Genomic DNA, 18,393 nt, shown 5'->3' with positions numbered 1-18,393 from the left:
TGTCTCCTCAGCCGCTTCGGTGCTTCCTGGCCCGCCCGTTCGTCAGAATAGCCCTTCCACGAAGCCCGCATTGTTGATCCGGATGGTCTCCGCTGCCGGACTCCTCGGCAGGCCGGGCATGGTCATGATTTCCCCGCAGATCACGACGACGAATCCCGCGCCCGCCGACAGGCGCACCTCGCGGATCGGCACGGTGTGGCCGGTCGGCGCGCCGCGCAGGTTCGGATCGGTCGAGAATGAATACTGCGTCTTCGCCATGCAGACCGGAAGATGCCCGTAGCCCGCCGCCTCCCAGGTGCGCAACTGATCGCGGATCGTCTTGTCCGCGATGACCTCGTCGGCGTGGTAGATGCGCTTGGCGATGGTTTCGATCTTCTGGAAGAGGCCCATCCCGTCCTCGTAGAGCGGCGCAAAGCTCGAGACGCCGGAATCGGCGATCTCGGCAACGCGCGTGGCCAGTTCGGCCACGCCCGCGGATCCCTCGGCCCAATGCCGGCAGAGGATCGCCTCGGCCCCCTGCGACGCGCAATACTCCTTCACCGCCGAAATCTCGGCCTCGGTGTCGGAATGGAAATGGTTGATCGCCACCACCACCGGCACGCCGAACCCCTTCACGTTGGCAACGTGGCGGCCCAGGTTCGGGCATCCCTTCCTGACCGCCTCCACGTCCTGCGTGCCCAGATCGGCCTTGGCCACGCCGCCGTTCATCTTCATCGCGCGCACTGTCGCCACGATCACTGCCGCCGCCGGCTTCAGCCCGGCCTTGCGGCACTTGATGTCGAAGAACTTCTCGGCCCCCAGGTCGGCGCCGAAGCCCGCCTCGGTCACCACATAGTCTCCCAGCTTGAGCGCCGTCTGCGTGGCGATGACGGAATTGCAGCCATGCGCGATGTTGGCAAACGGTCCGCCGTGGACGAGGGCGGGATTGTTTTCCAGCGTCTGCACCAGGTTCGGCTGCATCGCGTCGCGCAGAAGCACGGTCATCGCGCCGTCGGCCTTGATGTCGCGCGCGTAGATCGGCGACTTGTCGCGCCGGTAGGCCACGACGATATCGCCGAGGCGCTTCTGCAGGTCGGCCAGATTGCGCGACAGGCACAGGATCGCCATGACCTCGGACGCGACGGTGATGTCGAAGCCGGTCTGCCGCGCAAAACCGTTCGGCACCCCGCCCAGACCCACGACCATGTCCCGCAGCGCGCGGTCGTTCATGTCCATTACCCGGCGCCAGACGATGCGGCGCTCGTCGATCTCCAGCGCGTTGCCCCAGTAGATATGGTTGTCGATCATCGCCGACAGCAGGTTGTGCGCCGACGTGATCGCGTGAAAGTCGCCGGTGAAATGCAGGTTCATCTCTTCCATCGGCACGATCTGCGCGTAGCCGCCGCCGGCGGCGCCCCCCTTCATCCCGAAGTTCGGCCCGAGGCTCGCCTCGCGGATACAGATCACCGTCTTCTTGCCGATGGCATTCAGCCCGTCGCCCAGTCCCACCGTCGTGGTCGTCTTGCCTTCGCCCGCAGGGGTCGGGTTGATCGCGGTGACCAGGATCAGCTTGCCGTCCGGGCGCCCTTCCAGGCTGTCAATGAAGTCCTGGCTGATCTTGGCCTTGTCATGGCCGTAGGGAAGCAGGTGCTCCGCCGGAATGCCCAAGCGATCGCCAATCACCTGGATCGGCTGTTTCTTCGCCTCGCGGGCAATCTCGATGTCGGTCTTGAAGGCCATCCGGCGGCTCCCTCGTGAAGATGGGTCGATGTCCCGCCCTGCATAGGGTGCCCGGCCGCCGCAGTGAAATCCGTTTGCGACCGATCAGCGCCGAAACTCGCCAACCGGCCCGCGCCGCATTGGCGTCTTGAGGGCTCAAACCGTTCGCAGAACGAAAAACACGCGCCGGAACGGAAACAGGACCGACCCATCGGCCGCGGCCGGATACGCCTTGGCGAGCGCCGCGTCATAGTCGCGCATCAGCGTCACGGCTTCCGCAGGCGAGAGGCGGGCGAGCACGGGGCGCATCGCCGTGGATTCGGTGAAGACGCGCACAGGGTGGCCCTGTGCCACCGGCTCCAGGCGATGCGCATACTCGGTCTCCCAGCCGTCGACCTGACCGAAGGGCGCCAGCAGGGTGACGTAGTCGCGTGCCGGGCGGACGGGCGGCGTGCAGGGATCGACCTTGAAGCGATCCGGGAACAATTGCGCGGCGCATTCGCGCAGCAAACTGTGCGACGGGGCATCGAAATTCCGCGGCATCTGCACCGCCAGAACACCGCCTGTCGTCAGCATTTCCGCCAAGCCCGGCAGTAGCTGCCGATGATCGTCCAACCAGTGCAGCACCGCGTTCGAGAATATCAACGCGGGGGGCGTCGCGGGCTTCCAGTCCACGATATCGGTGTGGATCATTTCGGCATAGGCGCCGGTCGCCGCAGCGCGATCCAGCATTGCCGGGCTGGAGTCGAGCCCGATCCGGTGGACGCCGGGAAATCGCTCCTTCAGCACGGGCCCCGCCGCGCCCGTCCCGCAGCCGAGGTCCACGATGTCACCGGTGGGAAGGTCGCGCACTTGCGCCAACAGATCCATCGCGGGACGCAAACGAAAACCCCGGAACCTTTCATAGGTCCCGGGGTTCCAGTCGTGTTCAGCGCGGTCACTCATCCGCTGGGTTCAGGCTCCATCCCGCCTTCATCACCGCGCGTCTTGGGCGGCCGACTGGTCTTCGGGATCGACGCGACCGAGGGTATCCCGGTATTCGCGTCGTGGTCATCCTCGTCGCGTCCAAGCGGCTCGCCACGGATCACGCGACCGATCTCGGGACCGGTCAGGGTCTCGTATTCCAGAAGCCCCTGGGCCAGCCGCTCCAGTTCGTCGCGGTGCTCGGTCAGGACCTTCGTCGCGGTCGCGTAGCCCTCGTCGACGATCCGCTTCACTTCCTCGTCGATCTTTTTCTGCGAGTCGGGCGAGATGCTGGACGGACCTTGATAGGCGCCCAAGTAGCTCTGCTGCTCGTTGGCGTAGTCGATATGGCCTAGCTGTTCGGAAAACCCGAACTGCGTCACCATCGCCCGCGCGATCCGGCTGACCTGCTGGATGTCCGACGCCGCGCCCGAGGTCACGTTTTCATGGCCGAAGACCAGTTCCTCGGCGACGCGCCCGCCCATCGCCATGGCGATCTTGGACTTGTACTTGGTGTAGGTCACCGACAGCTGATCTCGCTCCGGCAGGCTAAGCACCAGTCCAAGAGCCCGGCCGCGTGGAATGATCGTCGCCTTGTGGATCGGGTCGTGTTGCGGAACATGCAGTCCGACGACGGCGTGCCCGGCCTCGTGATAGGCGGTCAGCTTCTTCTCTTCTTCGGACATGACCATAGACCGGCGCTCGGCGCCCATCATGACCTTGTCCTTGGCGTTCTCGAAATCGTCCATCGTGACGAAGCGGCGATTGTGGCGCGCCGCCATGAGTGCGGCTTCGTTGACCAGGTTGGCAAGGTCCGCACCCGAGAAACCGGGCGTGCCGCGGGCGATGATGCGCAGATCGACATTCGCGGCCAGCGGCACCTTGCGGGCATGCACGCCCAGGATCTTCTCGCGGCCCTTGATGTCGGGGTTCGGCACCTGGACCTGGCGGTCGAAACGGCCGGGGCGCAGAAGCGCGGGGTCCAGCACGTCGGGGCGGTTGGTCGCGGCGATGATGATGATGCCCTCGTTCGCCTCGAACCCGTCCATCTCGACCAGAAGCTGGTTCAGCGTCTGCTCACGCTCGTCGTTGCCGCCGCCGTAGCCGACGCCGCGCGATCGGCCCACCGCATCGATTTCGTCGATGAAGACGATGCAGGGAGCGTTCTTTTTCGCCTGATCGAACATGTCGCGGACGCGGGACGCACCGACACCCACGAACATCTCGACGAAATCCGAACCCGAGATGGTGAAGAAGGGCACGCCCGCCTCGCCGGCGATGGCGCGCGCAAGCAGCGTCTTACCGGTGCCCGGCGGGCCGACCAGCAGCGCACCCTTGGGGATCTTGCCGCCTAGCCGGCTGAATTTCTGCGGGGTGCGCAGGAACTCGACGATCTCTTCCAGCTCGTCCTTGGCCTCGTCGATCCCGGCGACATCGTCGAAGGTCACGCGGCCATGCTTTTCGGTCAGGAGCTTCGCCTTGGATTTGCCGAAACCCATCGCGCCGCCGCGTCCCCCGCCCTGCATCCGGTTCATGAAGAAGATCCAGATGCCGATGAGCAGCAGGAACGGCAGCCAGACGGTCAGCGCCGACAGAAGGCCCGAGCGCTGCTGCGGCCGCGCCTCGACCGCGACGTTCGAGGCCAGAAGCCGCTCGGTCGGGTTCTCGCCGTCCGGGCGCACGGTCGTGAAGACCTGGCCCTGCCGGTCGGTCACGCGCAGGTTCTCGCCGTCGATGACGACGCGGTTCACGTCACCGGCATCGACGCGCTGAAGGAACTCGGAATAGGCAATGGTCCGTCCCGTCTGCTGGTTCTGCCCGTTGTTGAACAGGCTGAACAGGACGATCATCATGAAGAAAAGGACGATCCAGAAGGCGAAATTTCGTGCGTTGCCCACCCAGGCTCTCCCGCGCTTGCGGCCGATTGACCATTCAAGGCGTCAAGATAGTCATCCGGGGGGGTTATTCAATGCGATTCGGCCCCCGCGGCCCGGGCGCGGCGGCGGGTCGCACATCGAACGCCCAGCCCGCCGGCCACAGCGCCGTCGGCGCGGCCAGAAGACGCCCCCCCTGCCAGATCGCCGGCTGGGCCGCGAGTGCGGCGCGGGACAGTCCGGTTTCGCGCCAATGCGGGTGCAGCCCCGCCGCCGCCTGACGGCTCAGATGCTGCAAGCCTTCCGGCCCCAGCGCGCCGATTTCGGCCGCTCCGGCAGGCGCCGGCGGCACCGCGCGCCAGCGGCCGTCCCAAGTCTTTCCCACCCGCGTGCGCAGCCCGGCGACCGCGCGCGCCTCGCGGTAAAGGCGCAGGCCCGCCGCCTCGGGGTGCAGGCGCAGACCCGCCAGCGTGCCGCCCCGGGCGGTGGCGCTGTCGATCCAGCGCTGCAGGGCGGCCAGTCGCGGGCGATGCGGCGCGCCGGTCAGTTCCATCAGCAGATGCGCGAACAACCGGTCGCGGATTTCGGGGCCGAGTGCGAGGGCCGTGCGATCCACGATCACCGTGCCGAGATCGTCGCGGGCGTGCTCGGCCAGCGCCTGCCAGGTCTGCGCCTCCAGCGCGTCGCGCGCACGTTGCATCCGCCCCGCGGTCGCCGCCAGTCCCGCGGCATCGATCCCCAGCGGCGCCAGCGCCGCCAGCGCTTGCCGGGCGCGCACGCGATGAAAGCGCGGATCGCTGTTCGACGGGTCCTCGGCCCAGTCGATCCCGCGCGCTGACAGCGCGGCGCGCAGGTCGGTGCGCGCGACCCCCAGGAACGGGCGCAGCCAGCGGAGGCCCATCGCCTCGCGCGACGCCACCATGCCCGCCAGCCCGTCGACTCCGGATCCGCGCGCAAGCCTCAGAAGGATAGTCTCGGCCTGGTCGTCCATCGTGTGGGCCAGGGCCACCGAACCCACGCCGCAGTCGCGCGCCCAGTTCGCGATCAGGCGGTAGCGTGCCTCCCGCGCCGCCGCCTGCAGGTTGCCGCGCGCTGCTTCCGACCAGTGCACCACCGCATGCGGCAGTCCTAGCCGCGCGGCAAGGTCCGCGACCAGCCGCAACTCGTCCCGCGCCTCGGGGCGCAAGCCATGATCGACGCTGACCGCTCTCAGCGACACGTCCGCCGGCGCCCTTTCGGCCGCCAGCGCCAGCAGCGCCATGGAATCGCCACCGCCCGAAACCGCCAGGCCCAGCCCCGCACCGCGCCCCATCCCGGCGAACATCCGGTCGAGCGCGGCCTCGGCGGCGCCGGGCGGTGCGGTCATCAGCGGGCGAGCACGGTCACCGCGCGGCGGTTCTGGTTCCAGCAGCGCGCTTCCGGGCAGGCCTCGACCGGGCGTTCCTTGCCGAAGCTCGTGGTGCGCAGACGGCTCGCCATCACGCCCTGCTGGACCAGGAAGTTCTCGACGGCGTTGGCGCGCCGGGCGCCGAGGGCGACGTTGTATTCGCGGGTGCCGCGCTCGTCGGCGTGACCCTCGACCATGATCGCGTATTGCGGGTTCTGGTTCAGCCAGGCGGCCTGCCGGCGCAACGTGTCCTGCGCGGTTGCGGTCAGCGTGCTCTGGTCGGTCTCGAAGAAGACGCGGTCGCCGACGCGCTGGTTGAAATGCGCGACCGAGCCGGGATCGTTGGGATCGCCGAGCTCGGTGATCGCGATGCCCATGGGGCGGCCGCCATCGGCGTCCATGCCGGCCTGCATGCCCGCGCGCGGGTTCTGACACGCCGCCAGCGCCAGCGCTGCGGTCACGATCAGGGCCTTGGTCGTCAGGTTCATTGAACTGTCCTTTTGTGTGCCTGCCTCGGGGGCAGATATAGCAGATGACGGAACTTGGGGGAATCGCCTGATTCGCATCAGGGCAGAAGCGGTGACCATGCCGGGTCCGAGGCCGGGCCCGGTGTCGGGATCCGGCGCAGGTTCCGCCCCGAGATATCGACCGAGAAGATCTGCGGATCGCCGCCGGCTGCCTCGCGCATGAACATGATCACCCGCCCGTTCGGCGCCCAGGTCGGCCCCTCGTCCAGGTAGGACGCGGTCAGCAGCCGCTCGTTCGATCCGTCCGTGCGCATGACACCGATATGGAACCGGCCGTCGTGGCTCTTGGTGAAGGCGATCAGATCGCCGCGGGGCGACCAGACGGGGGTCGAGTAGCGGCCCTCGCCGTAGCTGATCCGCTGCGCCTCGCCGCCACCGACCGGCATGACGTAAAGCTGCGAGGTGCCCGAGCGGTCGCTTTCGAAGACGATGCGGCCACCATCCGGTGCGAAGCTGGGCGCGGTGTCGATCGCGCTGGTATTCGTCAGCTGGACCCGCTGCCCCGAGTTCAGGTTGAGCGCATAGAGGTCCGTCGTCCCCCCGACTGAAAGCGAAAAGATCACCGATTGCCCGTCGGGCGAAAAGCGCGGCGCAAAGGTCATCGTGCCGGGCTGGTCGGCCAGCATCTGCCGGCTGCGGCTGGCCAGATCCATCAGGATCACGCGCGGCTGGCCGCTCTCGTAGGACGTATAGAGCAGCCGTTCACCGCGCGGCGAAAAGCGCGGCGCCAGCACCAGCGCGGCGCCGTCGGTCAGGTACTGCACGTTCTCGCCGTCCTGGTCCATGATCGCCAGTTGCTTGCGCCGGTTCTCGCGCGGGCCGGATTCTGCGACGAAGACCACGCGGCTGTCGAAATATCCGCCCTCGCCGGTCAGCCGGGTATAGATCGCGTCCGACACCCGATGCGCCATGCGGCGCCAGTTGCCGGTAGTGCCGTCCAGCTGCAGCCCGTCGCCCATTTGCTGGCCGGACACAACGTCGAAGAGGCGGAACTTCACGCGCAACTGCTCCCCGTCCAGCCGCGCTGCACCGGTGATCAGCGCCTGCGCGTTGATCGCCCGCCAGTCGGAAAACTGCACCGGGCTGTCGAAGCTGGTGATCCGCCCGACATGCGCCTCGCGTCCGATCTCGCGCAGAAGGCCCGTGCCGGACAGGTTGCTGGCCACGACCCGCGCGATCCCGGCGGCGTATTGATCCGCCGGGGCGTTCTCGGCCACGAAATCGGGGATCGCATAGGGCACGGGGGCGATCACGCCCTCGGTCACCTCGATGCGCAGCGGGCCGGACTGCGCCGGGGCCATCGCCGGAGAAAGCGCAAGCGCGACGAGTGCCAGAAGCCCGGCGGCAAGGGGGGGGCGGGTCAGGTCCATCATCGGTTACTCATCCTCGCTGGGTTGAAGGTGATCTCGATCTCGCGCCATTGATCGTAGAGGGCACTGGGCAATCCATAGCCGTTGACGCCGCATTCGATGATGGCGCGCCGTCCAGTGTCGAAGGCCTGACGCTGTCCCGCGACGCTGCCGCCCTCGGCATCGACCAGTTGGATCGAGTTCTCGATTGGGCGCGCATCCGGCGTCATTTCGAACCCGATGGTCACAATCGACTGCTGGGCGTCCAGCGACAGCAGCCCAACGTTCCAGCAACGTTCGATATCAAGGCGCAGGCCTTCGATATCGCCGGCCGTCATCCCCGAGGTGCTGCCGCCACCCGCCAGCGCCTGACTCAGCGCGTCCATCACCGCATCGCCGCTGGGGCCGGTGCTCTCGGGCTGCGGCTCGGGTTCGGGTTGCGGTGTGGGCTCGGGTTGCGGCTGGGGTGGGGCCGGGTCCGGCGTGGGCGTCTCGGCCGGCGGCGTGGCGCGCGCGATCTCGGTCTCCTGCGGCGGGGGCGGGGCGGGCGTCGGTCGGGCCGGGCGGCGCAGCGGGCGCAGGCTGACCTCGGGCGCGGTGGCGGTGCGCTGCGGCGCGGCCTCCTCGTCGATCTCGGTCGCCTCGGTCACGGTCTCGGTCGCCGCCGCCTCGGGCGCGGTCGCGTCCTGCGCGGGCGGGGCCTCGCTGGGTGCGGCCTCGGGGTCGGGGACCAGCGCGGCCTGGTCGCGCGGTCCGACCTGGGTCTCGGGGTCCGGTGCGGGCGCGGCCTCGGGCGCCACGCGCTCGGCCGGGCGCTGGACCGGGCGCAGGCTTGCGTCCGGCGTCGGCTCGGGCGCGCGCACGGCGGCCTGCGGCGGTGTCTCCTCGCCGGTCTCGGCGGGGGGCGACGGCGGCGGGGCGGCGGGGGGCGGTGCGGCGATCGGCGCTTCCGCTGCCGGGGGCGGCGCGGGCGCGGGTTCCGGCGCGGGCGTGGCGGCGTCGGGGGCCGGCGCCCGCGGCGCGCTCAGCGCGGCGAATTCCTCGGCCGACAGCAGCGCCACGTCGGCGACCGGCGGGCTGCGGTCGCGGCTGGGCGCGCTGATCAGCCCGAACACCGCCACCCACAGGATCAACCCGCCGTGCATCACGGCCGACGCCTTGTGGCCCGTGTGCATCTGCTCGAGGAGCGCCATCGCGCCGCCCTCAATCCAGCCGGCCGGCGCCGAAATCGGGACCGCCGGTTTCGGTCACCAGACCGATGTTGCGAAAGCCGCCGGCATTCAGCGCGCCCATCACCTGCACCACCCGCGCATAGGGGATCGCCCCGTCGGCGCGCAGGAACACCCGGTCGCCCGCCCGCTCGGCGGCGATCGCGCGCAGCTGCGGGACCAGGTCCTCGGCGGCCACCTCGGTGGACTGGATCTGGATGCTGCCATCGCCGGCCAGCGTGATCGTCAGCGGTTCCTCCTGCTCGCCCGGCAGCGCGCCCGCGGCGCTGCGCGGCAGCTCGATCGGCACGCCGGTGGCCAGCATCGGCGCGGCCACCATGAAGATGATCAGCAGCACCAGCATCACGTCGACAAAGGGCGTCACGTTGATCTCGGACATCCGCGCACCGGCCCGCGCGCGCCGGCGCCGCGTCCCCGTGCCCCCCTGCCGCTTGATCAGCTGCGCACTCATCTCAGCCGTCCAGGTTGCGCGACAGCAGCGTGCCGAACTCGTCGGCGAACTGCTCGTAGCCCGACGATATCTCGTCGCTGTCATCCGACAGCTTGTTGTAGAAGATCGTCGCCGGAATCGCCGCCAGCAGCCCCAGCCCGGTCGCCAGCAGCGCCTCGGCGATGCCCGGCGCCACCACCGCCAGGTTCGTGGACTGCTGCAGCGCGATCTCCTCGAACGCGTGCTTGATGCCCCAGACCGTGCCGAAAAGACCGATGAACGGGCTCGCCGACCCGACCGAGGCGAGGAACGTCAGCCCCCGGTTCAGCTCGCGCGATTCGCGGTCGATCGCCACGTCCATCGAGCGGTCGATGCGCTGCGCCGCCCCCGGGATCAGCGCCCCGTCCTGCCGGTGGGAGCGTTGCCATTCCGCCATGCCCGAGGCGAACACCCGCTCGGGTCCCGTGCCCGGCGCGGGGCCGACGCGCTGATAAAGCTCGTCCAGCGGCTCGCCCGACCAGAAGGCCGCGTCGAAGACCTCGGATTCGCCCTTGGCCCGGCGGAAGACGATGTGCTTCTGGATGATGATCGCCCAGGACCAGAACGAGGCGAGGATCAGGATGATCATCACCACCTGAACGGTGAAGGTTGCGCGCGCGAAAAGCGCCCACAGCGAAAAGTCGATGTCGCTGGCCAAAGCGATGGTCTGCTGATCCATGTCCTGCCCGTTCGTTTTGCCCGCTCGCATGGCGGCCTTGCTCGAAGCCGCGCTCATTAGCGCCGATCCTACCCCGTTTCAAAGCCAAGACCAACATGACCACGCGAATGTGACCCGCGCGCCTCACCCCCGTTCCGGCCCCGCCGCGGCCCGCGCCGTCCCGGCCATGCCTCAGCCCGGCGGCACCAGCCCCGCCAGCCCCGCCGGCAACCGCCGGGGCCGGCCCCCGGGGCCCAGGCAGACCAGCGTCACCCGCGCGTCGAAGAGGCACGCCTCGCCGCGCAGCACGCGCTGATCCAGCACCAGCCGCGCCGCGCCGGCCTGCACCGCCAGGCTCTCCACCACCAGCCGGTCGTCGAACCGCGCCGGCAGGTGGAACGCCGCCTCGATCCGGTGCACCGCAAAGACCTCCCCGCGCGCCAGCATCGCCCGCTGATCGATGCCCAACCCCGCCACCCAGTCCGAGCGCGCCCGCTCGATGAACTTCAGGTAGTTGGCGTGATAGACAATGCCCGCCATGTCGGTGTCCTCGTAGAACACCCGGGTGTCGAAGCGATGGGTCACTTCGTGTTGTCCGTCTTGATCAACCCCGAGAACCCCGCAACCGCCAGCAGCGAAAGCGCCCAGCCGAGGGCGATGTGCACCCAAAGATATCCACGTGCGAAAGCACCGTATCGCTTGCGGTCGTCGGGTATCCAGTACGCTTGCATTTCAAGCGACACGACCGGGATCAACGTGTCCGCCGAATAAACCAGGGCGTTGAAGCGGGGATAGGCGCGTGCCTCCGGTTGTGCCAGAAAACAACTCGACTGGCTGACATGAGTGGCGGCCCGCGTGCCACCTTCGGCGCAATCAATCCACTCTGGCGCGCGCTGAATCTGCGGAAGGTTCGGCTTGATCGCGTCCTGCGCCTGAGCGGCCCAGAAAACGCCGAAGCCGAGGGTCAGCGGCAACAGAAGCCACACCACCGCCAGAAGTGGCATCCGCCCGTAACGCACCGTTCCGGCGATGATCATGTCCCAGAGCCACATCCAGAACCAAACGAAGCGCGGCGAACCGTAACTCTCGACATCCCGCAATACACGCGCCCGCTGCGAAGCCCGTTGCCGCTTCTCCTTCTCGATCAGGATGTCACGTGCCGCTGCTCCATGCCCCATCTCGCGCAACACCCGCGCGCATTCCTCCCATGGCTGCGGCCAGAAGTCCGCTCCCCACCGGCGTCCGTCCTGAAGCGAAAGCCAAGCGATGCGGGACGCGGCATCCACGGGCGTCCCAAGCCCGCTGAAGGCGCCGTACCGACAACGGTCTAGGAGCAGGTCTCCTTTCCGCTGTGGCCATGAGGCGAGGTTGTCAGCGAAAAGCCCGATCTCTCCACCGGTCAAATCGACCCCGCCTGATATTTTGGTTCCATCGCGAAGTAGGAATCCCCCGGCAACGCGGGCGCTTTGTAATTGCAGCGCCGTCCCCCCCGCGTCAGCCGTCAGCCGCATGCCCGTGCAGGCTAGGTCTTGGCCCACATTTGCCCCGACAAGCCAAACCTCACCCTGCGCCACCAGTCCGGGCAGCAATACGCTGCCCTTCACATCTAGATCGTCTGCTTGCAGCGCTTTGCCATTCTTTCCCGCCGTTAGCCGCGCGCCATCGCAAACTAGGTTCCCACCCAGCTTCGCCCCTGAAAACCGCACCGCTCCCTGCGCAATTAGGCCACGCAGAAATATGCCTTTCGCTTCCAATTCATCGGCTTGGAGAGCGTTGCCGTCCGCGACTGCTGTTAGCCGCGCGCCCTCGCAGTCGACAACTCCGCCCAGCTTCGCCCCGACTAGCCGCACTTCCCCCTGCGCTACGAGTTCCCGCAGGAATACGCTCCCGTGCGCTTTAAGGTCGTCTGCTTGCAGCGCGCTGCCTTCCTTCTCCGCCGTGAGCCGGGCGCCCTTGCAATCTAGGTTTCCTCCCAACGTCGCTCCCAACAGCCGAATCGCCCCTTGCGCCACCAATTCGCGCAAGAATACTCCGCCCGTCGCTTCCAAGCGGTCTGCGGCGAGGGCGTGGCCGTCTGCGCCCGCTGTCAGCCGCGCGCCGTTACAGTCGAGGTCCGCGCCTAGCTTCGCACCCAGCAGCCGCACTGCACCCTGGGCCACCAGTCCACGCAGCAATACGCTGCCCTTCACTTTCAGTTGGTCGCCGCCCAATCCGGCGCCTAGCGAGGAGCCGTGGAGATAGAGATTGCGTAGGCTGGTGCTGCGCAGCAGCAGAAGGTTGGAAAAGCGGCAGGCGACCAGCGCGAGGTTGTAAGGTACATCGCATCCTTCCAGATCCAGCCCGCGGGTCTCGTCTTGCTCATAACCGTCCCCCTGGACGAACGCCCCCGCCACCCGCACCCCCTTCTCGTGGACCGGGCAGTCGGGGATCTGATTCAAGATCAGGGCGCGCAGGAAGCTGGCGCGGATTTTGCGGTCCTCGGGCGGGTTCTCAGGGGGCAGGGTGCCGTCGCCGATTACGGCAGTCAGGCCGGTGCCGACGCGCTCGGCCAGCTTGCGCTCGGCCGGCAGGGGGTTCCAGTCGTGCAGGCGGCGGGTGTGCATCGCCGGACTCTAGCCGCCCGCCTCCGGTTCGGGAAGATGCCATGCGAAGGCCCGGGCGAAGGGCTTGGCGGCGTCGTCCTGCCGGAAAATCACGGGCCTGGCGAGGGACTCGGACACCGCCTGTCGGTTAACCGCGCCTGACCGGACCGTTCGTTACTGCCATACGCTTGCCATACGCTTGCCAGCCACTTGCCATACGCCTGCCAGAACCCTCGCCAGCCCGCCTCCGGCCCACCTTCGCCGCACCGCAAACGCCGCCGCCCGGGCCGGATTCCGCCCGCCGGCCGCGCCCCGCCCGACCCCTCGCCCGGCTCCCCGCAGCCAAGGTGGGCCGGCTGGCGTCAGCGCGAAAACTTCTTGTATTTCACACGCTTGGGCATGACCGAATCCGGCCCCAACCGCCGGATCTTGTCGTCCTCATAAGCCTCGAAGTTCCCCTCGAACCACTCCACCTTCGAGTCCCCCTCGAACGCCAGAATATGCGTGCAAAGCCGGTCCAGAAAGAACCGATCATGCGAAATGATCACCGCACACCCCGCAAAATCCTCCAACGCATCCTCCAGCGCGCGCAGGGTTTCGACGTCGAGATCGTTGGTCGGCTCGTCAAGCAGCAGGACGTTGCCGCCGGTGCGGAGAAGCTTCGCCAGGTGCACCCGGTTGCGCTCCCCGCCCGAAAGCAGGCCCACCTTCTTCTGCTGGTCGCCGCCCTTGAAGTTGAAGGCGCCGACATAGGCGCGGGAGTTCATCTCGGCATCGCCGAGGGGCAGGATGTCGAGGCCGTCCGAGATTTCCTCCCACACCGTCTTCTTCGCGTCGAGTGCGTCGCGGGACTGGTCGACATAGGCGAGCTTCACCGTGTCGCCGAAGGTGATGGTGCCGCTGTCCGGTTCCTCCTGCCCGGTCAGCATGCGGAAAAGCGTGGTCTTGCCGGCGCCGTTGGGACCGATGACGCCGACGATGCCGCCCGGTGGCAGCGAGAAGGTCAGATCCTCGATCAGGACGTTGTTGCCGTAGACCTTGCGCAACCCCTCGACTTCGATGACCTTGGAGCCGAGGCGCGGGCCGTTGGGGATGATGATCTGGGCGCGACCGATCTTTTCGCGCTCGGTATGGCTGGCGAGTTCCTCGTAGGCCTGGATGCGCGCCTTGGATTTCGCCTGGCGGGCGCGGGCGCCGGCGCGAATCCATTCCAGCTCCTTCTCCAGCGTCTTCTGCTTGGCCTTGTCCTCGCGCGCTTCCTGCGACAGGCGCTTGGCCTTCTGTTCCAGCCAGGCGGAATAGTTACCCTCGTAGGGGATGCCGCGGCCGCGGTCGAGTTCCAGGATCCAGCTGGTGATGTCGTCGAGGAAATAGCGGTCGTGGGTGACGATCAGGATGGTGCCGGTGTATTCGATCAGGTGCTTTTGCAGCCAGGCGATGGTTTCGGCGTCGAGGTGGTTGGTGGGTTCGTCGAGAAGCAGCATGTCGGGCGCTTCGAGCAGCAGCTTGCAGAGCGCGACGCGGCGCTTTTCGCCGCCGGAAAGCGTGGTCACGTCGGCCTCGTCCGGCGGGCAGCGCAGGGCCTCCATCGCAACGTCGATCTGGCTGTCCAGATCCCAGAGGTTCTCGGCGTCGATCTGGTCCTGGAGCTGGGCCATTTCCTCGGCGGTTTCGTCCGAGTAGTTCATCGCCAGCTCGTTGTAGCGCTCGAGCTTGGCCTGTTTTTCGGCGACCCCCTGCATCACGTTGCCGCGCACGTCGAGCGCGGGGTCGAGGTCGGGCTCCTGCGGAAGGTAGCCGACGCGCGCGCCCTTGGCGGCCCAGGCCTCGCCGGTGAAATCCTTGTCGAGGCCGGCCATGACGCGCAATAGTGTCGACTTGCCCGAGCCGTTGACGCCGACGACGCCGATCTTGACGCCGGGCAGGAAATTCAGGCGAATGTTCTCGAACACCTTCTTGCCGCCGGGATAGGTCTTGGCGACGCCGTCCATGTGATAGACGTACTGGTAGGATGCCATGAATCGCTCCGATGTCTGGGATTGCGCCCTGACTACAGCCGAGGCGCGGGTGATTCAAGGTGGACCGCTCACGCGGTCGTGTGCCGACCGGCCGTAACGCGGTCTGGTGGTGCGGCGAACCGGGGACAGTCACCAACGAAGGGAGATTTCCATGCCGACCCGCCGCAGCCTTATCCTGACCGCGCTGGCCGTGACGCTTGTGCCGCCGTTGGCGCGGGCGCAGAGCATCTTCACCGACGAGGGGGTCGCGTTGCGCGGCTACGATCCGGTCGCCTATTTCACCGAAGGCGCGCCGGTGCGCGGGCGGGCCGAGCATGCCGCCGATTGGGCCGGGGCGCGGTGGCACTTTGCCAGCGCGGCCAACCGCGCGGCGTTCCTGGACGATCCCGAGGCCTTCGCGCCGCAATACGGCGGGTACTGTGCCTGGGCGGTGGCGCAGGGATACACGGCGCCGATCGACCCCACCGCCTGGCGCATCGTCGACGGCCGGCTTTACCTGAACTTCGACGCCCGCATCCAGCGCCGGTGGGAGCGCGACATTCCGGGCTTCATCGCCGAGGCCGATGCCAACTGGCCGGCGCTGGCGAACTGAGGGCGCGGGGGCGTCTGATGACCGATGTCGGGCGGATCAGGCCGTGACAGGGGTGGATGCTCAAGCTTGAGCAATCGCGTAACGCTTTGAGCAGAAAAGGAATCGGTTTTTTTGTTAACCTGAAATCAACCACTCAAGAGGGGGCCGTCAGTCCTGACCCATGCCTTCGAGCAGCGGCACGAAGCGGACCGGGCGCAACTCCTCGTAGTCGAAACCGCTTTCGAGGCGGCGGACCTTGATCAGGTTCTGCACCGAGTCCGACTGGCCGACAGGCAGCACCATGATGCCGCCGATGCGCAGTTGCTGAAGCAGCGGGCCGGGGGGGTCCTCGGCGGCGGCGGTGACGAGGATGCGGTCGAAGGGGGCCTGTTCGGGCAGGCCGAAGGAGCCGTCGACGGCGAGTGCCGTGATGTTCGACAGGCCGAGCTTGTCGAAGATCTCGCGCGCTTCCTTCACGAGCCGGCGGTGGCGTTCGACCGTGTAGACGCGGCGCGCGAGCTTGCTGAGGATCGCGGCCTGATAGCCCGATCCGGTGCCGACCTCGAGCACCTTGTCGCGGTCGCCGACCTCCAGCGCCTCGGACATCAATGCGACGACGGTGGGCTGGCTGATCGTCTGGCCGCAGGCGATGGGCAGCGGCATGTCCTCGTAGGCGCGTTCGGCGAAGATGCCGCGCACGAAGGCGCCGCGATCGATCGCCTCCATCGCCCTGAGCACGCGCGGGTCGGTCACCCCGCGCGAGCGCAGCGTGTAGATGAAACGCATGATCCGTTCGGCGCGGTCGGGTTCGGGGTCGTCGGGTTCGGGGGTCATTCCAGCCGCTCCCTCAGCGCGTCGAGCGCGTCATGCGCGGTCAGGTCCGCGCGCATCGGCGTGACCGAGATCCAGCCGTCGAGATTGGCCGCGGCATCGGTGCCTTCGGCGGTGGGCAGGTGCTGCGGGCCGCCCTTGATCCACAGGAACTTGCGACCCGATGGCGAAATATGCGGTTCGACCCCGAAAAATGTATCTTTTCTATAGCCTTGCGCGGCGACCTTCATCCCCTTCACCTCGGTCGCGGGGACCGGTGGGAAGTTGACGTTGTAGAACAGCCGGTAGTCGCCCGCGTCCCACAACCCCTTGTCGAGAAGCGCGCGCACCAGCGCGGTGCCGTGGGCGATGGCAGGCTCGAACGGATCGGACATGTCCTCGGTCTTCGGGCCCATGTATTGCGAGAGCGCGATGGCGGGCAAGCCTTGAAGTGCTGCCTCCATTGCGCCGCCCAAGGTGCCGGAATAAAGCGCATTTTCCGCCGAGTTGTTGCCCCGGTTCACGCCCGACAGCACGAGGTCGGGCTTGGCCCCCTGAAGCACCTCGTAATAGCCGGCCAGCACGCAATCGGCGGGCGAGCCTTCGGCGGCGTAGCGCCGCGAGTCGAGCTTGGCGATCATCATCGGATGCGTGTAGCTGATCTTGTGCGCCACGCCCGACTGCTCGAAGGCGGGCGCGACCACCCAGACCTCGCCCTTCGGCCCCGCGATTTCGGCGGCGATTTCCTCGAGCACCTTCAGCCCGGGCGCGTTGATGCCGTCGTCGTTGGTGACCAGAATGCGCATGTCTTCCCCTCGATCGGATGGGGAATGCTTAGTGCAGCCGGCCTCAGGCGGCAAGGGCGGGCTCAGCCCAGTCGGTCCAGAAGGCGCGCCAGCGCCATGCCGGCGCGCAGCGCGGGACGGCGCAGGGCGGGCAGGGGAAACCGCCGCGGCGGGGTCCGCGTGACGGCCGGCGCGCGGTTTTCGCCGCCGACCAGCGCGGCGGCAATCCGGCGGCCCCCTTCGGATGCGGCCGCGACGCCGTTGCCGTGCCAGCCGAGGGTGGCGAAAAGCCCCGGCGCGCCGGGGACTTCGCCGCAGAACGGCGTGCCACTGCCGGTAAGGCAGACGAGGCCCGACCAGTACTGCTCGGTCCCGGCGGCGGCGAAGCCGGGAAACATCGCCTCCATCTCGGCGCGCAGCGGGGTGTGGAAGGCCGCCAGCGCCGCGGGCGCGGCGGAGGTGCCCCCGCGACCGCCGAACAGGAACCGCCCGCAGGGCAGAAGCCGGAAGTAATGCAGCAGCCGGCGGCTGTCATAGGCCATGATCCGGCTGGTCCAGCCCTGCGCGGCCAGTTCCTTCGCGCTCAGGGGGCGGGTGACGAGGATCGCCGAGAGCACGGGCAGGATGCGGCCGCCGAGAAAGGGGGTCAGCGCCTCGTCGCTGTAGCCGTTCGTCGCGATCAGGACGCGCGGCGCGGTCAGTCGGCCGCGGACGGTCTGGAGAACCCAGTCGCTGCCGTCCCTTGAGAGCGCGGTGACCGCGCTGTCGCCGTGGATGCGAGCGCCGGCCGAATGGGCCGCCCGCGCCAGGCCGCGGGCGTAGTTCAGCGGGTGGATCGGGAAGCCGAGGGGGCGGAAGAGGCCGCCGTGCGACCCTGCGGCGTGCAGCCCGCGTTCCTGAAGCGCTTCGGGGGGCAGCCATTCGTCGCCCGGCCCGGCCTCGGCCGTCAGGCGCCGCGCGGCACGGGCGGAATGGGCGAGGCAAAGCTCGCCCTCCGGCCCCGGATCGGCGTCGATGGCGTAGCGGTTGAGGTTGTCACGCACCCGGTCGACCGCGTCGCGTTCGAAGGCCGCCCATTCCTGCGCGGCCTCCGCGCCGTGGTGGCGGCGCATCGCCGGCTCGGACAGCGGGGCGCCGCCCTTGCAGGCAAAGCCGCCGTTGCGCCCGGATGCGCCCCAGACGGGCTGCGCGGCCTCCAGCACCGTCACGGCCACGTTGTGCCGTTCGGCCAGTTCGAGCGCGGCGTTCAGGCCCGCGTAGCCTGCGCCCACGATGGCGACGTCCGCGCGCGCGTCACCGGGCAGCGGGTCGAAGGGGGCAAGCGGCGGGGCCGTGGCTGCCCAGTGGCTGCCGGTCCAGACCGCGGCGTCAAAGGCGGAAGCATCGTAGAGGCGTGCCATGCGCGGCTCCGTCGGTTGGGAATTTCGCTTCCTTTCGGATTTGATAGGTGCAAGCCTGCCGGCGCGCAATGAA

At 68.2% G+C, this 18,393-nt stretch carries 16 protein-coding genes; 1 reads left to right on the top strand and 15 read right to left on the bottom strand.

All coding sequences use genetic code 11. The annotated features are described in order from the left end of the window. Window positions 1-42: 42 nt before the first annotated feature. From IM708_RS10500 to ettA, 12 genes are all read right to left on the bottom strand, one after another. The gene (locus tag IM708_RS10500; protein ID WP_209426471.1) at window positions 43-1,719 is read right to left on the bottom strand and encodes a formate--tetrahydrofolate ligase; all 1,677 of its coding nucleotides are present in this window, start codon (window positions 1,717-1,719) and stop codon (window positions 43-45) included. Between the two features lie 135 nt (window positions 1,720-1,854). Further along, window positions 1,855-2,643: a methyltransferase gene (locus tag IM708_RS10495; RefSeq protein ID WP_209426470.1), complete on the bottom strand. Its 789-nt coding sequence runs from the start codon at window positions 2,641-2,643 to the stop codon at window positions 1,855-1,857. After that, window positions 2,640-4,559, bottom strand: a complete 1,920-nt coding sequence (ftsH, locus tag IM708_RS10490) for an ATP-dependent zinc metalloprotease FtsH (RefSeq protein WP_209426469.1) — start codon at window positions 4,557-4,559, stop codon at window positions 2,640-2,642. The genes IM708_RS10495 and ftsH overlap by 4 nt, the downstream gene beginning before the upstream one ends. Window positions 4,560-4,623: 64 nt before the next feature. Next, window positions 4,624-5,901, bottom strand: a complete 1,278-nt coding sequence (gene tilS, locus IM708_RS21570; protein ID WP_280860280.1) for a tRNA lysidine(34) synthetase TilS — start codon at window positions 5,899-5,901, stop codon at window positions 4,624-4,626. Beyond that, the gene (gene pal, locus IM708_RS10480; protein ID WP_209426468.1) at window positions 5,901-6,410 is read right to left on the bottom strand and encodes a peptidoglycan-associated lipoprotein Pal; all 510 of its coding nucleotides are present in this window, start codon (window positions 6,408-6,410) and stop codon (window positions 5,901-5,903) included. The genes tilS and pal overlap by 1 nt, the downstream gene beginning before the upstream one ends. Before the next feature lie 77 nt (window positions 6,411-6,487). Then, window positions 6,488-7,750 (bottom strand): Tol-Pal system beta propeller repeat protein TolB, encoded by a 1,263-nt coding sequence (gene tolB, locus IM708_RS10475; protein ID WP_245243117.1) that lies wholly within the window; start codon window positions 7,748-7,750, stop codon window positions 6,488-6,490. Window positions 7,751-7,818: 68 nt separating this feature from the next. Continuing rightward, complete coding sequence (locus tag IM708_RS10470; RefSeq protein WP_209426467.1) at window positions 7,819-8,991, bottom strand: energy transducer TonB; 1,173 nt, start codon at window positions 8,989-8,991, stop codon at window positions 7,819-7,821. Between the two features lie 10 nt (window positions 8,992-9,001). After that, window positions 9,002-9,478: a protein TolR gene (gene tolR / locus IM708_RS10465; RefSeq protein WP_209426466.1), complete on the bottom strand. Its 477-nt coding sequence runs from the start codon at window positions 9,476-9,478 to the stop codon at window positions 9,002-9,004. A gap of 1 nt (window position 9,479) precedes the next feature. Continuing rightward, the gene (tolQ, locus tag IM708_RS10460; RefSeq protein ID WP_209426491.1) at window positions 9,480-10,175 is read right to left on the bottom strand and encodes a protein TolQ; all 696 of its coding nucleotides are present in this window, start codon (window positions 10,173-10,175) and stop codon (window positions 9,480-9,482) included. Window positions 10,176-10,346: 171 nt separating this feature from the next. Beyond that, window positions 10,347-10,739: a YbgC/FadM family acyl-CoA thioesterase gene (locus IM708_RS10455; protein WP_209426465.1), complete on the bottom strand. Its 393-nt coding sequence runs from the start codon at window positions 10,737-10,739 to the stop codon at window positions 10,347-10,349. Beyond that, window positions 10,736-12,757: a hypothetical protein gene (locus IM708_RS10450; RefSeq protein ID WP_209426464.1), complete on the bottom strand. Its 2,022-nt coding sequence runs from the start codon at window positions 12,755-12,757 to the stop codon at window positions 10,736-10,738. The genes IM708_RS10455 and IM708_RS10450 overlap by 4 nt, the downstream gene beginning before the upstream one ends. 341 nt (window positions 12,758-13,098) lie before the next feature. Beyond that, window positions 13,099-14,754 (bottom strand): energy-dependent translational throttle protein EttA, encoded by a 1,656-nt coding sequence (gene ettA, locus IM708_RS10445; RefSeq protein WP_209426463.1) that lies wholly within the window; start codon window positions 14,752-14,754, stop codon window positions 13,099-13,101. A 151-nt stretch (window positions 14,755-14,905) separates the two neighbouring features. Here ettA and IM708_RS10440 point away from each other — a divergent pair, with 151 nt between their 5' ends. After that, window positions 14,906-15,346, top strand: a complete 441-nt coding sequence (locus tag IM708_RS10440; protein ID WP_209426462.1) for a YHS domain-containing (seleno)protein — start codon at window positions 14,906-14,908, stop codon at window positions 15,344-15,346. A 147-nt stretch (window positions 15,347-15,493) separates the two neighbouring features. Here IM708_RS10440 and IM708_RS10435 read toward each other — a convergent pair whose 3' ends face one another. The 3 genes from IM708_RS10435 to IM708_RS10425 form a co-directional block, all read right to left on the bottom strand. Next, window positions 15,494-16,159 (bottom strand): protein-L-isoaspartate(D-aspartate) O-methyltransferase, encoded by a 666-nt coding sequence (locus tag IM708_RS10435; protein ID WP_209426461.1) that lies wholly within the window; start codon window positions 16,157-16,159, stop codon window positions 15,494-15,496. Beyond that, entirely contained in the window at window positions 16,156-16,941 is a 786-nt protein-coding gene (surE, locus tag IM708_RS10430) for a 5'/3'-nucleotidase SurE (protein WP_209426460.1), read from the bottom strand. Before surE ends, IM708_RS10435 begins: the two co-directional genes overlap by 4 nt. A gap of 62 nt (window positions 16,942-17,003) precedes the next feature. Further along, the gene (locus tag IM708_RS10425) at window positions 17,004-18,320 is read right to left on the bottom strand and encodes an FAD-binding oxidoreductase (protein WP_209426459.1); all 1,317 of its coding nucleotides are present in this window, start codon (window positions 18,318-18,320) and stop codon (window positions 17,004-17,006) included. Between the last annotated feature and the right edge of the window lie 73 nt (window positions 18,321-18,393).

The sequence above is a fragment of the Pararhodobacter sp. SW119 genome, from assembly GCF_017811755.1.
GTDB lineage: Bacteria > Pseudomonadota > Alphaproteobacteria > Rhodobacterales > Rhodobacteraceae > Pararhodobacter.
The sequence above is the reverse complement of the archived record's forward strand: the minus strand, read 5'-3'. Positions and strand labels throughout refer to the sequence as shown.

What these genes read in the sequence shown, in the direction of transcription:
- IM708_RS10500 (WP_209426471.1), bottom strand. Translation starts at nt 1,719, where the DNA reads ATGGCCTTCAAGACCGACATCGAGATTGCCCGCGAGGCGAAGAAACAG.
- IM708_RS10495 (WP_209426470.1), bottom strand. Translation starts at nt 2,643, where the DNA reads ATGAGTGACCGCGCTGAACACGACTGGAACCCCGGGACCTATGAAAGG.
- tilS (WP_280860280.1), bottom strand. Translation starts at nt 5,901, where the DNA reads ATGACCGCACCGCCCGGCGCCGCCGAGGCCGCGCTCGACCGGATGTTC.
- pal (WP_209426468.1), bottom strand. Translation starts at nt 6,410, where the DNA reads ATGAACCTGACGACCAAGGCCCTGATCGTGACCGCAGCGCTGGCGCTG.
- tolB (WP_245243117.1), bottom strand. Translation starts at nt 7,750, where the DNA reads ATGGCCCCGGCGCAGTCCGGCCCGCTGCGCATCGAGGTGACCGAGGGC.
- IM708_RS10470 (WP_209426467.1), bottom strand. Translation starts at nt 8,991, where the DNA reads ATGGCGCTCCTCGAGCAGATGCACACGGGCCACAAGGCGTCGGCCGTG.
- tolR (WP_209426466.1), bottom strand. Translation starts at nt 9,478, where the DNA reads ATGAGTGCGCAGCTGATCAAGCGGCAGGGGGGCACGGGGACGCGGCGC.
- tolQ (WP_209426491.1), bottom strand. Translation starts at nt 10,175, where the DNA reads ATGGATCAGCAGACCATCGCTTTGGCCAGCGACATCGACTTTTCGCTG.
- IM708_RS10450 (WP_209426464.1), bottom strand. Translation starts at nt 12,757, where the DNA reads ATGCACACCCGCCGCCTGCACGACTGGAACCCCCTGCCGGCCGAGCGC.
- ettA (WP_209426463.1), bottom strand. Translation starts at nt 14,754, where the DNA reads ATGGCATCCTACCAGTACGTCTATCACATGGACGGCGTCGCCAAGACC.
- IM708_RS10440 (WP_209426462.1), top strand. Translation starts at nt 14,906, where the DNA reads ATGCCGACCCGCCGCAGCCTTATCCTGACCGCGCTGGCCGTGACGCTT.
- IM708_RS10435 (WP_209426461.1), bottom strand. Translation starts at nt 16,159, where the DNA reads ATGACCCCCGAACCCGACGACCCCGAACCCGACCGCGCCGAACGGATC.
- surE (WP_209426460.1), bottom strand. Translation starts at nt 16,941, where the DNA reads ATGCGCATTCTGGTCACCAACGACGACGGCATCAACGCGCCCGGGCTG.
- IM708_RS10425 (WP_209426459.1), bottom strand. Translation starts at nt 18,320, where the DNA reads ATGGCACGCCTCTACGATGCTTCCGCCTTTGACGCCGCGGTCTGGACC.